The 16,703-nt window shown below is 37.3% G+C and carries 10 protein-coding genes and 3 pseudogenes; 4 read left to right on the top strand and 9 right to left on the bottom strand.

What is annotated here, in order from left to right:
- Positions 1-14: 14 nt before the first annotated feature.
- Entirely contained in the window at positions 15-809 is a 795-nt protein-coding gene (locus LZ575_RS20520) for a DUF2797 domain-containing protein (protein ID WP_235326977.1), read from the bottom strand.
- A gap of 120 nt (positions 810-929) precedes the next feature.
- On the opposite strand from LZ575_RS20520, the pseudogene LZ575_RS20515 reads away from it, so the two are divergent.
- Positions 930-2,451, top strand: a pseudogene (locus tag LZ575_RS20515) (GH3 auxin-responsive promoter family protein).
- Between the two features lie 223 nt (positions 2,452-2,674).
- Here LZ575_RS20515 and era read toward each other — a convergent pair.
- The gene (gene era / locus LZ575_RS20510) at positions 2,675-3,556 is read right to left on the bottom strand and encodes a GTPase Era (RefSeq protein ID WP_235326975.1); all 882 of its coding nucleotides are present in this window, start codon (positions 3,554-3,556) and stop codon (positions 2,675-2,677) included.
- Positions 3,557-3,761: 205 nt separating this feature from the next.
- Here era and LZ575_RS20505 point away from each other — a divergent pair.
- Positions 3,762-5,208: pseudogene (locus LZ575_RS20505) on the top strand (TonB-dependent receptor).
- A 44-nt stretch (positions 5,209-5,252) separates the two neighbouring features.
- On the opposite strand, the gene LZ575_RS20500 reads toward LZ575_RS20505, so the two are convergent.
- Together LZ575_RS20500 and LZ575_RS20495 are read right to left on the bottom strand one after the other, a co-directional pair.
- Positions 5,253-6,779, bottom strand: coding sequence for a carboxypeptidase-like regulatory domain-containing protein (locus LZ575_RS20500; protein ID WP_235326973.1), 1,527 nt, complete (start codon positions 6,777-6,779; stop codon positions 5,253-5,255).
- 126 nt (positions 6,780-6,905) lie between these two features.
- A pseudogene (locus tag LZ575_RS20495) lies at positions 6,906-8,850 on the bottom strand (M1 family metallopeptidase).
- Positions 8,851-9,286: 436 nt separating this feature from the next.
- Here LZ575_RS20495 and LZ575_RS20490 point away from each other — a divergent pair.
- Positions 9,287-9,796, top strand: coding sequence for a hypothetical protein (locus tag LZ575_RS20490; RefSeq protein WP_235326971.1), 510 nt, complete (start codon positions 9,287-9,289; stop codon positions 9,794-9,796).
- Positions 9,797-9,885: 89 nt separating this feature from the next.
- On the opposite strand, the gene LZ575_RS20485 is transcribed toward LZ575_RS20490, so the two are convergent.
- The 5 genes from LZ575_RS20485 to LZ575_RS20465 form a co-directional block, all read right to left on the bottom strand.
- A complete protein-coding gene (locus LZ575_RS20485; RefSeq protein ID WP_235326969.1) occupies positions 9,886-10,503 on the bottom strand; it encodes a DUF4403 family protein in 618 nt (205 codons plus the stop codon).
- A 311-nt stretch (positions 10,504-10,814) separates the two neighbouring features.
- Positions 10,815-12,908, bottom strand: a complete 2,094-nt coding sequence (locus LZ575_RS20480) for a triple tyrosine motif-containing protein (RefSeq protein WP_235326967.1) — start codon at positions 12,906-12,908, stop codon at positions 10,815-10,817.
- Between the two features lie 5 nt (positions 12,909-12,913).
- The gene (locus LZ575_RS20475; RefSeq protein ID WP_235326965.1) at positions 12,914-14,203 is read right to left on the bottom strand and encodes a two-component regulator propeller domain-containing protein; all 1,290 of its coding nucleotides are present in this window, start codon (positions 14,201-14,203) and stop codon (positions 12,914-12,916) included.
- Between the two features lie 143 nt (positions 14,204-14,346).
- Complete coding sequence (locus tag LZ575_RS20470) at positions 14,347-14,742, bottom strand: hypothetical protein (protein WP_235326963.1); 396 nt, start codon at positions 14,740-14,742, stop codon at positions 14,347-14,349.
- A 273-nt stretch (positions 14,743-15,015) separates the two neighbouring features.
- Positions 15,016-15,627 carry a phosphatase PAP2 family protein gene (locus tag LZ575_RS20465; RefSeq protein WP_235326961.1) on the bottom strand — a complete coding sequence of 204 codons (612 nt, stop codon included), beginning with the start codon at positions 15,625-15,627 and terminating at the stop codon, positions 15,016-15,018.
- Positions 15,628-15,912: 285 nt separating this feature from the next.
- Here LZ575_RS20465 and LZ575_RS20460 point away from each other — a divergent pair, with 285 nt between their 5' ends.
- Positions 15,913-16,695: an arylamine N-acetyltransferase gene (locus LZ575_RS20460; protein WP_235326959.1), complete on the top strand. Its 783-nt coding sequence runs from the start codon at positions 15,913-15,915 to the stop codon at positions 16,693-16,695.
- The last annotated feature ends 8 nt before the right edge of the window (positions 16,696-16,703 follow it).

Genomic DNA, 16,703 nt, shown 5'->3' with positions numbered 1-16,703 from the left:
TAGTTTTTAAACCATTACTTTACCTCCAGTTCAACCACATAACCTTCATGGGCACGAACATTAAAAGCAGTACCGTCTTCAAATATTAAATATTGCCCTTTTATTCCCTTAAGCACTCCTTCATAATATGGAGCTTTTGTGAGATTCAAAGTCTTTACTTTCTTTGGAAACTGAAGTACAGGAAACCGGATTTCAGTTTCTTTGTTATTCTCAAGATAGTAATCCTTTGCTTCTGCAGGAATATATTCTTTTAGTTTTTCCCGCTCCTCTTCCAGGTTGAGATCTTTAATATCATTTGTAAGCATTCTTCGCCAGTTGGTTTTGTCAGAAACATGTTTCTTCAAAGCTACCTCGGTAATTCCTGCGAGATATCTGTTTGGAACTTCAACAATTTCAATAGCCTCATGCGCCCCCTGGTCAATCCATCTGGTAGGAATTTGGGTTTTACGGGTTACTCCCACTTTTACGTCACTGGAATTGGCTAAATAGACAATATGGGGCTGTAACTGAGCTTCCATTTCGTATTCCAGGTCCCTGTCTGCTATTCCTAAATGGGCCTTACTCATCTCGGGACTTCTAATCCATTCCCCGGTTTGTGGTAAAGTACTAAAACATTGATAACAGTGACCCTGAGCGAATACCTTTTTTTGTCCATTACAGTGAACACACCGAAAATTGAGGAAATTTATGCTTAATCTTTTATCAAGAATTTGATTCACGTGAATAAAATCTAATTCAAAGATGAGATAATACTGCACCGTATCTTCTAATTCTGTTTTCATTTTGGTGAGCATTCCTTCGTACCTCATATATTTTTTACTTATTTTGCTGAAATCTAATTTTTGCAGGCTTCAGGATTAGTTATAAATTTAGCCAGGATTACTTATTACTGAAGCTTTTTTTCCGCCGCCTAAAGATAAAAAATAAAAATGCCAATCCCATTAGTTAACTCCATTGCTTCCTGGTTTCTTAAGAAGCGTATCCATCAAATGGAGCTGTTTATTAAATATCCGCATGAAGTTCAAAATGAGCTTCTGAAAAATCTTATTTCCAAAGCAAAAAATACAGAGGTTGGCAGAAAATACAATTTTTCTGAAATTAAAAACTACAGAACATTTGCTGAAAGAGTTCCCGTACAGGATTATGAAGATTATAAACATGATATTGAACGCAGCCGACTGGGGGAAAATAATATCTTTTGGCCCACTCCTATAAAATGGTTTGCCAAATCCAGTGGAACAACCAGTGCAAAAAGTAAATTCATTCCGGTGAGTGATGACTCTCTTGAGGATTGTCATTATGCTGCAGGAAAGGATATGCTTTGTATGTACTTAAATAATAATCCGCAATCTCAGATGTTCACGGGGAAGAGCCTCAGGTTAGGGGGTAGTAAGGAGATCTATAAAAACAACGGCACCTCTTATGGGGATCTTTCAGCAATACTTATTGATAATATGCCATTTTGGGCAGAATTCAGCAGTACTCCCAGCAACGAAGTTTCATTAATGAACGATTGGGAAGTGAAAATGCAGGCAATTGTAGACGAAACTATTCAGGAAAAAGTGACAAGTCTGGCGGGAGTACCCTCATGGATGCTTGTTTTACTGAACAATGTTCTGGAAACTACAGGCAAAGAGAATTTGTTTCAGGTGTGGCCTAATCTTGAAGTATATTTTCACGGGGGAGTTAGTTTTGATCCCTATGCACCGCAATACCAGAAGATCCTTCCGAAAGAAGATTTTAGGTTCTATGAGATCTACAATGCCTCTGAAGGTTTTTTTGCCTGCCAGGACCAGAATGACTCTAAAGAAATGTTGCTTTTGCTTGACTATGGTATCTTCTATGAATTTATTCCCATGGATACCTATAATAGCCCGGGACAAAAAGTAATTCCTTTGAGCGAAGTAGAGACAGGTGTTAATTACGCAGTTATTATCACTACCAATGCAGGATTATGGCGATACAGGATTGGCGATACTGTAAGGTTTACTTCCACAAGTCCCTACCGGATAAAAGTTTCAGGACGTACCAAGCATCACATCAATGTTTTTGGGGAAGAACTTATAATAGAAAATGCCGAGAATGCCCTCAAGAAAGCATCACTCCTTGAAAGTTGTGAAATAGTAGACTATACAGTAGCTCCTATTTTTATGGAAGGAAAAGAAAAAGGTGCTCACGAATGGATTGTAGAGTTTAAAACCCCGCCAAAGGATCTAGAAAATTTTAAACTACAACTTGATCTCGCACTACAGGAAATAAATAGCGATTATGAAGCCAAACGGTTTAATAATATGACCCTCAACATGCCTGTTATTCACCAGGCAAGGGAAAAGCTTTTTTACGACTGGTTGAAGAAAAACGATAAACTGGGAGGACAGCATAAAATTCCGAGACTTTCAAATAGCTAAGCAGTACCTGGAAGAATTGCTATCTCTGGGGGAGGAAAGGTAAAATAGGTTCAAGGTTCCAGGTTCAAAGTTTAAGGTTCAAAGTTTAAGGTTTAAGGTTTAAGGTTTAAGGTTTAAGGTTTAAAAGTTTCTGGTTTCTGGTTTCAAATTCCAATAATTAATCTTGGTTTTGTTTATTAAAACTATTATCCTTTTACTTGAACTTCGTACTTCCGACTTCCGACTTCTAACTTCCGACTTCCGATTTCCGATTTCCGACTTCTAACTTAACTATTATACCCGAATCTTTTCAATTGTCTTGGATCGTTTCTCCAGTTCTTGTTGACTTTTACATAGAGTTCAAGATGTACCTGTTTTCCAAAGAAAGCTTCCAGATCTTTTCTGGCTTCTACTCCTACCCTTTTTAAAGCAGCCCCTTTGTGGCCAATGATAATACCTTTTTGAGTTTCACGCTCTACCATAATGATGCTGCGCATACGGATGATCTCTTCCTCCTCAAAAAACTCTTCAGTGTCTATTTCTACACTATAAGGTATTTCTTTTTTGTAATGCACCAATATCTTTTCGCGAATAATTTCATTCACAAAGAAACGCTCCGGTTTGTCGGTTAGGGTGTCTTTTGGATAAAATGCCGGAGATTCCGGAAGAAGATCTACGATCCTCTGGAAAACTTCAGGCACATTAAAGCCCTGCAAAGCCGAAATTGGATAAATTTCAGCATTAGGGACTTTGTCCTTCCAAAGTGCTACCTGCTCCTCCAGTTGCTCCTGATTAGAGGTATCTATTTTATTCAGCAGTAATAAAACCGGAATACTGGAATTAATAATTTTATTAAAAAAAGCCTCGTCCTTCAATTCCTTCTCCCCAATCTCCACCATATAGATCAGGATATCAGCATCCTCAAAGGCAGACTTAACAAAATCCATCATAGATTGCTGAAGATCATAGGCGGGCTTAATAATCCCGGGAGTGTCACTAAGGATCACCTGGAAATCATCTCCATTCACAATTCCAAGGATCCTATGGCGGGTGGTTTGTGCTTTAGAAGTTATAATTGAAAGTTTTTCACCTACAAAAGCGTTCATTAAAGTAGATTTTCCAACGTTTGGATTTCCTATGATGTTTACAAAACCAGCTTTATGTGCCATAACAGTAAATATTTTTACAAAGATATTTTATTTGAATTCGCCTTCCTAAGGCTTTATTGAAATTGTTAGGGTTACTATTGTCCTCCTCCTTTCAAATATATGCTCCTGAAGTTAAATTTTACTAAATTTTGTTTAATACATCTTTCCAGTAAAGGAAAAAACTTACAAAATTTTTATCTTTCAGGAAGGACTTAAATTTACAACTATGCCCGAAAGGATTAATGGAGACAAAGACTTTGCCAGTGAATTATCGGTAAAGAACAAGGCTCTTCGAGTTAACTTCAATGAAAACATCTACGGAACTTTTGCTGAAATTGGAGCTAAGCCAGGAAACCGTTCGGAATTTTTTTAGGGCTGGTGGTGCTTCGGGAACCATCGCAAAAACCATGAGTGCCTACGATAAAGACTTCAGCGATGCTATTTACGGCCTCGAACCTCAGGGAAGATATGTGACCGAGGCAAGGCTAAAAAGCATGTTGAAATATGAGACCACTCTTATTGAGCAGCGCCTTTCCAGAAAAAAGCATCCTAATAAACTTTTCTTTAGTTATGCTAACACTGTAGCGACCATAGATTTTGCAAAAAAATATAAAGGACACGGATGGCTGGGAATAAGATTTCAGGTTAATCCTGAAGAAGAATACAGTGAGATCATCATTCACGTTCAGTTTCACGAAACAAATGCAGCCCTGCAGCAAATTACCCTTGGGATCATGGGAGTAAATCTTATTTATGGAGCTTTTTATAAATATGACCAACCCCGGGAATTGCTAAAATCTTTATACGACCACATAAATAAGGACAAAATAGAAATTGATACCATAAACTTTACGGGACCCTTATTTGAAGAAGTAGACAACCGCCTTATGAGTCTTCAACTGGTAAAAAATGAAATGACCCAGGCCGTAATGTTTGCTCCCGATGGGCACATGGTTTTACCCGCAAGTATCCTTTACAAAAAGAACATTTTGACGCTTAGGGGTAGTTTTAGGCCTGTTACCAGGGTAAACATGAGTATGTATGAAAAGTCGCTCGAGCTTTTCCTTAAAGAGAAAAAAGTAGATAGCGAGAAAACAGTAGTAATTTTCGAGATTACGCTTTCTAATTTAAAATCTGAAGGGGAAATTGACGAGCGGGACTTTATGGCCCGTGCAGAATTATTATGTTCCCTTGGGCAAACGGTAATGATCTCCAACTTCCAGGAATACTATAAAGTAGTGGAATATTTCTCCCAACATACAAAGGAGAGAATGGGTCTCACCATGGGGGTAAATACTTTTATCGAAATTTTTGATGAAAAGTATTACCGCCATCTTAGTGGAGGAATTCTTGAAGCCTTTGGAAAGCTTTTCTTCCGGGACTTAAAAATATATTTATATCCTCTAAAGGACAAAGAAACCGGGGAGATTACAAACAGCCAGAATTTAAAAGTTCATCCCCGAATGAAGGAATTGTACAAATTTTTCATCGACAATGGAAGAGTGGTAGATATAATAGATTACGACCCGGAAATCCTGGATATATATTCAAGAGAAGTTTACAAAATGATCTCTGAAGATAAGCCGGGCTGGGAAAATATGCTGCCGAAAGAAACTACTGAGATGATCAAAAAGTACAATATGTTTAGAAAAGAAACTACTTTCAGAAATTAAAAAAGCGGAAATCTCTTCCCGCTTTTAATATGTTGTAATAGTTATTAGTAGATCTGGTCCTCATCAAGAGCTGTAAAAGCTTTAATTGCAGCGTTAGGTTCTATAATATTATATCCTTTCCAAAATTCTGAATTGTACACTTTAAAGGTTTCGTATTCAAATGAATTGGTACTGGTAAATTCTTTAAAAACATCTTCCCCTATTGGGCTACTCTCATAAACAACCAGTTGATATTTTCTTACGTCTCCCGCATTAATTTTTATATCAAGATCAAGCTCATTTTGCCTGCGCTTCCCTTTTACAAACTTATTTTTCTCAATTATTGTAAGGGGCCTGTCAATACCAAAACTGTCTCCCCTTTCAAATTCCAGGTACTTTGGATCGTACTGTCCCTCCTCTGCCCTTGAAAAGATCATTTTACCGCGGTATACATCCTCGCTGGCGCTAATCCCAAACAATTTGAAACTTTTTATAGGTTTTATATTATGATAATCAAGCCTGTGAACACCGTAATCCATAGTATTTACATAGATCTTCCCTTCAAAATCTCCTCTCCATTTTGGTGTGAAGGAAATGACATATACTATAAAATTGTCCATTTGTGCATAACCTTCAACCTCAAATTTATACCTTCCTGGTTTTTCAAAGACATCAAGAGTAATGTCTTCATTCCAGAACGTGGACTTCATTAATTTACCTATTTTTAGAGTAGTAGAGCTGGCAAGGTTCTTTTGTCTTTCTGCAAATTCTTTTTCTTTTTGTTCAGGAGTTTTTTCTACTGAAGTTTTGGCAACTTCTTTTTCCTCTTCCATTTCCTGTGTCAGCTCTTCAGCATCAACTTTTACTCCAATGATTCCTGACTTTATTTTAAGAAAGGAATTGCTTTTGATGTTGTCTTTAAAGATTCGCTCCAGTTTATCTGTTAGTTCAGTTAATCCAGTGGTGCTTTGAGGGTTATGAAGATTAGCCGCTTTTACTACCTGTAATTTCTGGTTATCGTAATTTCCGTAAATATCTCCAAGTACTTCCTTATAAGAATCAGAATATCTGGGAACTTTTTGGGAGATGCCTGTCATAAGAGCCTGATCAAGATCGGGAAACGTACTTTTATCCACTAAGAGATCAAACCTCTTAATATTGTTGACCTGGGATTCTCTAAAGAAAAACCGTTTATGTGTGAGATCAAAATTGTAATTCTGCTCAACATTCTGTTTTACCTTCTCTATGATCTCCTTTCCCTTTAAATTCTTATTTGTAAGAAATACATCCTTAAGTTCAATGTTTGAGGATTTAAGATAAACAGTCTCATCCTTTAAATCTTTAACTGGAAACCCCAGTGTTTCAAATCCCATAGAAGAAATAACCAAACTATCCTCATCCTTTAGCTGTACCTGTAAGGTAAATCGCCCTTCATCATTGGTGATTACCCCTTTGTTGGCAGCATACTGTACTGTTGCATAAGGAATTGGTTGCCTTGTATGAGCGTCTACCACAACTGCGGTGATTTCCTGTGCTTTTAGGTGATATAATGGAAGAATTAATAAGGTTGTAAGAAATAAAAGGCTGCGCATAACTAAGGTTTATGAAAAGACGTAAAAGTATATAATTTGTTACGCTGGAGGATGAAAAATTTTATGCTATAAAAAAATTCCGGCTTAAGTACAGCCGGAATTTTAATAGTATAATTTTAGTTTTAATTAATCCTGTTTGTAAAAATTGGAAGGCCAGGCATCATTAGAAAAATTTACATCTGGAAGAACCTTATCAGGATCAAGTTCTATGCTTTTCACTTCCCTGTCTGTTCTTAAAAGATGATTCCAGGAATCCCCACGCTGCCATATTTCTACGGGGAGTCTTTGAGTTTCTGTACTACCATCTGCATAGGTGATTTTTAGCTCTAAGCATTGGGATGTCCCCTTTGTTTGAGAGAGTGACCACATAATTTCCCTGGTAAGATTGTACTCCATCCAAAGAGATATCTATATTCCCGGTGCCGTAAAACCATCCTTTCCAGAACCAGTCAAGATTTTCACCTCCAACATTTTCCATATGATTAAAAAAATCATTGGGTTGTGGATGTTTATACGCCCAGGTCTTTATATAGGATCTAAAGGCATTGTCGAACCTCTCCGGTCCAAGAATATATTCCCGTAAAAGGAATAAGCCTATTGCAGGTTTGTAGTAGGCTATCATTCCCAGGTTACTCAAATTCGCAACATCGGGATAAGTATCTATACCTTCCCTGTTAGGGTTAAGAAACCAGCTAATTGAATTTCTCGTCCTGTTCAATCTTGAAGGGTATTCTCCATTATTAAATTCCAGGGTGCTATAGTGGTTAATAAAGGTATTAAAGCCTTCATCCATCCAGGCATATCGGCGTTCGTTAGTACCCACGATCATAGGAAACCAATTGTGCCCAAACTCATGATCTGTTACTCCCCATAGGGACGCTCCCTTACTTCTCCAGCTACAAAAATTTAAACCGGGATATTCCATTCCTCCTATTTCTGCAGCAACATTAGTGGCTACCGGGTAAGGATACTCAAACCATTTGGTAGAATAATGTTCTATAGATGCTTTTGAATATTCGGTAGAGCGGCCCCAGGCTTCTTCACCCATACTTTCCTTTGGGTAAGCAGATTGTGCCAGGGCTTTACGACCACTTGGCAAATCGATTTTTGCTGCATCCCAGATAAAAGCTTTTGAAGATCCAAAGGCTACGTCTCTCGAATTTTCGATCCTGAAGTGCCAGGTAAGTGTCCCCTCCTGTTTTGCTCTTAAAGACATATCATTGACTTCTTCAGGCTTAAGTAAATAAACCGTAGTATCGCTCTTTTTTGCCTGCTCCAGTCTTTCTCTTAAGGTTTTGGATAATACCTGATTTGGATTTACCAATTCGCCGGAGCCAACAATAATATGATCAAAAGGTGCAGTAATTTTATAATCAAAATTACCATAATCATAATAAAACTCTCCTGCTCCTAAATAGGGCTCCACATTCCAGCCTATTATATCATCAAAAACCGCCACCTGAGGAAACCATTGAGCCATTGCGTATATGGTTCCATCTTCTACTTCCAAACGTCCCATTCTATCCATTCCATCCACAGGAATTCTGTACTGGAAATCCATAGAAATAGTAGCTTTTCCACCGTTTGCTGCAAGAGGTTCGTCAAAAAACACCTGCATCCTTGTATCATCTATAAGATGTTTTGTAGAAGTGCTGCGTTTTACCTTTGCCTGAAGATTGCTAATGGTATATCCTCCATCCACATCTCCATTATAACGATTACCCTGGACAGGTGTGGTTAAAGTACCACGGGAATTTTCCCTGAACCGGTTTTGTTCCAGATACATCCAAATGAATTCCAGTTCCTGCGGACTGTTATTTGTGTAGGTGACTGTGACCTTTCCTGTAATAGTATGTTCCACGTCATTCAGGCTTGCCTCAATATTATAATCGGCTGAATTTTGCCAGTAAGCATATCCAGGTTTACCCGAAGCTGTACGAAAAGCTGTTCCCTGCCTGTTTGTAAATTGGTCAAAATCCGCCTGATTCGAAGGAGCTACTTCTTGTGCCTGCGTTTGCGGAAAGATCAACATGAGTCCCATAATAAGACTCAGTTCAAAATATTTCTTCATTTATTTTAATTTAGTTTGCCGCTAATTTAAATAAACTTGTAAGAAAGTACCAACAGGAGAAGTAAATACAGATGATCTTTTACCTCCACCAGGTTTTATTTTAATTTTCAAATTCATATTTCTACACTCCTCCCTCCGGAATTTTTTAAAAGGGAACTGAAAATTTAATTGATATTATTAGAGATGACCATTAAATATCCGGCGAATATTTTATAAAAGATCTTTAGCCCGAATATTCCTGCTCCTTTAAAATAAAACAGAGATTTAAGGAAGCCAGATAATTCCTACTAATAAGTATTTCAAACCTCGAAGCAGTTTTGCTAACTTAATTTCTGCATCTTAATAATTAGTACTTTCCCTCCTTTAACACAATATTATAAATAAATACCAGCCAATTTTGTACTTTCCCAGTTATAAATATTAAAAACTAACTAATATGAAAAATATTTTTTTAATTCTGGCTGTTGTCGCAATGGCTTTTACCAGTTGTAATGACGACAGTAAAAATTTATCTGAAGAGTTTGATAAACTTCAAAAAGAAACTGATTCTATAAGTCAGTTGCATCAGGAATTCCAGACCAAGCACGAGCAAATGAAGACGGAACACCAAAACCTGGCACAACAACTACAAGGTCAGGAACTGGAAGATTCCACCTGGTTGGAAACTTTGGCTGAATATGAAGTTACTTTAAAAGCACACGAAGCACAACTTGCAAAACACGATGAACTTCTAAAAGGACACGAGGAATTAAGGAGCAACTTTGGAGAACTTTCTACTGCTGAAATGGAATCTCAAATTGCAGCTATGAGAAGTAATCACGAGCAAATTCAAAGTGACCAAAGTAACATGCGTGATGAGCACGATAGTATGATGAGTGACCTTGAAAATATTAAAAATAAAGCTATGGATCAAACTGCCGAGGGAGAAGAACCTCAGAAAGAATAGTAATTTTTTAATACAACAGGAAAGGGATTTAGCAAAAACTAAATCCCTTTTTTATTTATGATCTTTTCAAATTGTTTCAGTGTTTTAAATTAAATATCGATATTGGTAATTTCCACACCTGTACCTCCCTCAATATGCACCAGGACAAGAAGCTCATTGTTTCCTATAATAATATTACAAATCCTGGCCTGCTTCAGGTTACCTGAAAGCTTAACACCATTTGCCACTTCCATGGTATTTCCCAGCTTTTCGTTCAGCTTTTCAAGTTGCGGAGCAATATGAGAACGAAAATCTACCGACATTTTATTCCTAAGCTTATCATACATTAAAGAGTTTGCAACCGTCTCCAGAGTTTTATTCATAAACCAACTGTTGCCTGTTCCCACGATTTTATAATCTCCAATTCTTAGCCTTTGTTCCAGTTCTTTAAAGTCTACGGTTGCATGGAAAAGCAGGCTTCCTTTGGTATTTTTAAACAGGGAAGTTAGAGTGGTAAAATGCACCTCAACAGTAAGGTCATAATCCTCCTCAATACTCCTTCCCAGCGAAACATCAAGAATTTTGGCATATTTAGTAACATCTCCATTTTCTTTTTCCACCTGTATATTTTCACCAACCATTCTTTCCCGAAGCACTTCCTCGAGCACATGAAATTTTACTTTTACAGGTAGACTTATGTCAATATTATCGCGTAATTGTTTCTCCATACAAATCTTTAAAATTGCAGTATCAGGGGTTCAAAATTATTTCATCATTAAAATAAGTAATTAAAAATTAAAAACTGATAAGGTTTAATTAAAAGATGCAGTTAGGATACATAACCATAGAATTACCCAACTTTATATCCTGAAGGCAGGAATTCTCCAGGGGGTAGATTAACAAATGAAAAATAAAATTTTCAGCAGTTATGCTCGCGTAATTTTTTGAAGTATGACATTTATAATCTGCAAACACTTTAGTACATACGAGCATCCGGGTTTTAACACCAGATAAAAATCACCCATAAGATTGGCTCCAATTAAAATCTATCTATGATCGTTCCCGGCATCACCCCAAAATGTTTTTTATAGGATGTAAAGAATATATCCTTGTTGGCAAATCCTGCTTTTCTTGCCACATCTGCCAGGTCAGAATTTCCATCAATTATTAGGGAGCGGGCGTATTTTAGTCTGGTCCTCATCACGAAGTCCTGAGGACTTATTCTTTCAGAATTCTGAATTTTAAAATGTAAAGATGCAGGACTTAGTCCCATCGCTGCACTTAAATCTTCTATATTAAAGGCAGGATTCTGAATGTTTTGAAGTATGATTTTTTCCAACCGCCCGCCAAATTCAGTATCCAGAGAACCTTTAAGGATCATACTGTTGCGTTCACTTAACCTGGGATTCTGATGAGGCCTGGACTGAGCTTGCTGAAGGTCATCAAGAATTACCTGAAAGAGCGCATTAATATTTAAAGGTTTAGAAATAAGCGAGAGCCCCTGTTCTGCTATGTCCCCGGGCAATTTATTTCTTTCGGCAGGTGTAACCATCAGGTAAAATGCAGAATTTCCTATAACCCCTTCTTTGTTCAAAGCTTTAAATAATGAGAGGCCATTCATTCCCGGCATTTCAAAGTCCGCAATAATAATTGCAGGTTTTATTGTAGTGGCTATTTGGTAAGCCTCCATTCCTCGCTTGGCTTCAAAAACCTCCCCTAACCTTTTAAAAGATTCTATAAATATTTTCCTTAATTCATCATTATCCTCAGCAATAAGGACCTTTACCCCCAGGTTGTCCATTGGTTGCGGCAATGCTTCATGAATTACCTGCTCTACTTGTTTTACAGGAGCAACCTGTTCAGGAGATTCTTCCTGGATCGATCTTTTCTCTGGCCCAGGTTCGCTGGTTTCCGCTAGTTGATGATTCTTTAAAATTATTGTAAAAGTGGTGCCCTGGTCTTTACTGCTTTCAAAAACAATGCTTCCTCCAATTTTGCTTATAAAATCTTTTACATATAAAAGGTTGAGTTGTTGAGAGTGCCCTTTAACTAAAGTGTTTTTTGCATTCTCAAAGTAATCTCTTATAATTTTTTGATCCTCCTGTGGTAGTCCCAACCCGTTATCGGCAATTTGAACTTTGAGATCTCCCCTGTTGGTTTGAATGAGGTTGATGATGATCTTACCACCATCAAAAGAATAAGTTATGGAATTCGAAATTATAGTAAGGAAAATCTTATTAAGAAAAAATTTATCATTGTAGAAATAACCATTGCTCCATTGATCATTTACGTAAATCTCCAGACCTTTTTGTTTGAGTAATGGATCAAGATCCTTCGTAAGATCCTTTATATATTCCTGTAGGTTGATCTTAGCAATTTTTGGCGGATGTCCTTTAACTATTCCCGCTGATTTAGAACTTAAGATAGGCTCCAGAAGTTCCTGAAGTCTATATATAATGCTTTGTAAACGGGATTTATTTTTCACGTCCTCTTCCTCTGCAATACTATCTAAGGAAGCGAGTAGAACTGTTAAAGATGTTCCCATTTCCTGGTTCAGGTTTTGAACATAAGATGTTTTGGTTTTTTGTGATCTTCTCCTGTTCTTCCTAAAGACCCTGATGAGAATAAAGCATAGTGCAAGCAGAATAATCCCTGCTAAAACATAGGCTATCGGTGACATCCACCATGGGCTGCCTATTTCAAAAGAAGCTTCTTCTACCTCACTCCATTTACCTCCAGGTTTTCTCGCTCTTACAAGAAAAGTATAATTTCCCGGGCCAAGGTTTGCATAACTAACTCTTTCCTGATTTGATGCCAATGACCATTCTTCTTCATAACCTTCTAGCCGCCAGGAATATTCAATTGAGCTATTAAATCCGGGATAGGTAGAATAAAAATTGAAATTAAGGGAATTTTCGTTGTGTGCCAATTCTACAACTCCAGCCTCTTCTCCAGGATTAAATTTTTTGTTTGGATTCCTATTTAAATCTATAGAACCAAGAATAACTTTAGGGGCAATTTCTTCTGAAGCCTTGATCTTTTCAGGATCAAAAATGCTAACTCCCTGATAAGTTCCAAATGCCAGCTGGCTATCTAATCTCGCATAACTCCCGCGGGTAAAAACCGGACTCAAAAGACCTAAGCATCTTTATCAAAAACTCTTACAGCAGAATCTTCTTTCATCTCCAGGAAAATTAAACCCCTGGAAGTTCCGGCCCACACTTCATCCCTGCCATTCATAATGAGCCCCCGAATTCGGTTTGAAGGCAAACCATTTTTCCTGTTGATCTTCTTAAAAGAATCTTTTTCCAGATCATAAATTACAATTCCGGCACCTTCAGTAGCCAATAAAATTTCCCCGGAAGGCGTTTCACTTATTGAATTGATTGTAAAATAAGGCAGGTCATCCCATCCCGGCTGAAGTTTAGAAATAGGCACAAACTCGTTTCCTCCGGGAGTTAAAGAATAGACACCATTTTTCCCGGCAGCAATAATGCTTCCTGAAGATAATTGATGCAGGGCTTCAATATTTTCAACAGGATAAGTGACTATGTCGTTGCTGGGGCTTATTCTAATAATTCCACCTTCTTCTCCCCCGGCCCATACATTTTGATTGGAATCAACTATTACGGCACTTACCTTTTGCAGACTTGTTTTTGTTTTTGCATCTGTAGAATAATGTGCCCTTAAAAAAGTATTGATGTTTACTTTATATAAGCCATCATTATAAGTGGCTACCCACATATGAATATCATTTGCGTGCAGGTCCTTTATAACATCGGGCTCGTTGTGAGCTTGTGTAAAAGATAAATTCTTAAGATGCTGCCAGGTATTATTTTTTATATTCCAAATACTCAATCCCTCTCTCGTTCCAAACCAAATATTTCCATTACTGTCTTTTTCAATAGCTGAAGTTACATTGTCAGCGAGGCTTGAATATTTTTGGGGATCATTCCTAAGAAATTCAAAATATTTCTGTCTTATGTTTAAGGAATGTAACTGGCCGAAATCTGTATAGATCCAGAGTGTGTTAAAATCATCTGCATACAAACCTTTTATGTGACTATCTGCAAGTGAGGAATTATCACCATTTTCCAGGCGGTGCTGGGAGATGAGATTCAAATTTTCATCCAGCACGATCAAGCCGTCTCCCTTTGTAGAGATATAAAAATTCCCCGATCTGTCATTCGTAATTGCTGAAAGTGGTACACTTTGAGAAGAATAGGGAAGGGAATAGACTTTTTCAGTCCTGGTGAAATCTTCACTTACTCTAAATAAGCCTTCGTCTGTTGTACCAATGAGATAAAATTCTCCCGAGAAGAAAATACTTTCCACCTTAAGATCTTTATAATTCAGCAAGGGAATTTTATCGTAATGGCTGCTGGTCTTGTTTAAGCTGAATAATCCTTTGGAAGTTCCAAAAATCACCTGCTTATTTACGGTAAGTAATCCGTTGACTATTTGTTCGGCCGGAAAAGAGGTAACAAGCCTAAGATTTTCTCCCGAATAATTCCATATTCCATTTTGGGCCCCCAGCCAAATTGTGCCATCTTCGTCTTCAGTAATTTTTTCTATTGCTTAAGCTGAACTGCAGCATTCTTGGAGGGTATTGGGGAAAACTTCCCTTCCTTATGATCGAAAAGCAATAATCCCGAAGCCGAACCTGCAAAAATCCTATTTTTAGAATCAATAAAAATGGTGTTTATGTTTCCTGCCTCTTTGGGTATACCTTTAAAACGATTGTAAACTTCAGAAACTGAAGAATTGTATTTAAGAATTTGAGTATTGGAAGAAACCCACAAATTCCCAAGGTTATCCTGTTGAACTCCCGTTATTTCCTGAAAATCTCTGCTTATTTCAGCAAATTCATCTATTTCCTGGTAAACCTGTCCATTTGCTTTTTCTGTATTGATTATCAAAAAAGTGAGTAATACAGTAAAAAGTAAGCTAAATTTAAAATTCCCCAAAACTTTAAATATTTAGTAAAAATAATTTAAACAATGTACAGATATCCCGGAATGCTTAAAAGCAGTTCGGAACTGACTTATTAAGACTTTATTAACCGCTTCTATAAGAACAAATTCTGCAGAAAAATTCAGTTCTCCACGTCTTATTACTATTCCGAAATTTTTTAATTTTTACAGGATTTATTCTTCTGAAGTAAAGATACCCCGTGACCTTGAGTAGAAGTATTCAAATTATTTAGTTGGCAACCTTTTGCTGAGGAAGGAATTCATTCATTAAAAGGTATACCTCAGCCCTAGTAAGTAGCTGTCATCGTCACCAGAAAAGCTTACCTGGATTTGTTTTTCCTCGAGAGGAGTAGTGAAAAACCAGGTGCTTCCTATCCCCACAGCAGCTCCTGCCAACACGTCCCAGCCGTCGTGCCGGGCGGCATTGAGTCTACTATAGCCCGTAAAACCTGCCAGGATGTAGGCTGGTATGCTATACTTAAATCCGTATCTCCTGTGATAAAAGGAGGCACTTTGAAAGGCGATAGAGGTGTGGCCCGAGGGAAAGGCATAATCTCCTCCTTCAAGCGGCCGTTCCTTATTTATTAGATATTTTGCCGCCCCCGTTACGGCCAGGTTGAGGACAAAACTTTTTGTAAACTGCCAGGTTCCTTTTGTATCCTTTAAAATTAAACTGGTGGCAACTGCCGATGTCAGTAAAAGAACTATAAAAGCGTCGCCTGAAGTTTCCACATTGGGATCCTTATCTTTAAATACCTGACTAAATGAATCACATGGCAAAAGAAAAACCACGCCCAGGAAAAAAGTTAAGACAATTCTTCTTAGATGATAAGGAAGAAGATTAGCAGAAGTGCAACAGTGAGCTTGAAATGCAGACAAAGGTTATATTTTTTCGTTCGTAATATTTAGTTTAATAGAGGATTACAAAGATAATGGACATAAAAAAGAGAGAAAATTTTACAATTTTAATGTTTTGCTAAACTTCTATTTAATTTTACAAATTAGTGATCCCTATTGCCTTAATTGTTATCTTTTTTGTTCTTCATTAAGTACAATCATTTTTATAAATAAGCCGTTAATTTTTTCGAAACAAGATATCTGTTTTCCAAACTTTTGATTTAATCTTGTATAATCTCCAGGTGACTTTTTAAAACTTTTTCAGGTATGGATCTCCAGCATTATCTTAAGCGCATTCATTACAAGGGCAAAACTGAGGTTTCTATAGAAACATTAAATTTCCTGCACCGTGCCCACGTTCTTAATGTTCCATTTGAAAATTTTCATGTGATAAACCGAATTCCTATTGTTCTTGACCAGGAAAAATTTTATTCAAAAGTTGTGGAAAGGAAGAGAGGCGGCTTTTGTTATGAATTAAATGGTTTATTTGCAAAGGCATTAGAAGAAATAGGATTTGACAACTACTTTATAGGCTGCAGTGTATTCGTGCCACCACTGAACGATTTTGGATCTAATTTTGGACATTTGGCAATTATAACTTCCATAGACGAACAGCTTTTCCTAGTTGATGTAGGTTTTGGAGATGCGTTTTTAGAGCCGCTGGAACTTAAATTTGACGAACCTGTATTTCAATTTGGATTCTACTACAGGCTTACCCAATTGCCAAACGAGGAGATTTTGTTAGAAAAATCGCTGGATAATGAGAGTTACCAGAAAATGTACAAGTTTACCCTTAAGAAAAGAGATCTTCAGGATTTTGCCGAAACCTGTGAATTTCATCAGGTCTCTCCACTTGCTCCTTTTACTAAAAAACCGCTGTGTTCCCGTGCTACTTCAGCCGGAAGGATCACCCTTACCTCAACAAGCCTTACAATAACCAATGGGCAACAAAAAAAGGAAGTACCTATATTATCTTCCTCTCAATTTGATGAACTGCTCGAAGAACATTTTGGCATGAAATTTACAGCAGATCCGGATCTGGTAGCCTAGTTATTCAG

It is taken from the genome of Antarcticibacterium sp. 1MA-6-2 (assembly GCF_021535135.1).
Taxonomy (GTDB): Bacteria; Bacteroidota; Bacteroidia; order Flavobacteriales; family Flavobacteriaceae; genus Gillisia.
This window is presented reverse-complemented; position numbering and strand designations above follow the sequence as displayed.

Bases quoted from the DNA above. Each gene is read 5' to 3' on its own strand.
- era (WP_235326975.1), bottom strand. From the start codon at position 3,556: ATGGCACATAAAGCTGGTTTTGTAAACATCATAGGAAATCCAAACGTT.
- LZ575_RS20520 (WP_235326977.1), bottom strand. From the start codon at position 809: ATGAGGTACGAAGGAATGCTCACCAAAATGAAAACAGAATTAGAAGAT.
- LZ575_RS20490 (WP_235326971.1), top strand. From the start codon at position 9,287: ATGAAAAATATTTTTTTAATTCTGGCTGTTGTCGCAATGGCTTTTACC.
- LZ575_RS20485 (WP_235326969.1), bottom strand. From the start codon at position 10,503: ATGGAGAAACAATTACGCGATAATATTGACATAAGTCTACCTGTAAAA.
- LZ575_RS20460 (WP_235326959.1), top strand. From the start codon at position 15,913: ATGGATCTCCAGCATTATCTTAAGCGCATTCATTACAAGGGCAAAACT.
- LZ575_RS20500 (WP_235326973.1), bottom strand. From the start codon at position 6,779: ATGCGCAGCCTTTTATTTCTTACAACCTTATTAATTCTTCCATTATAT.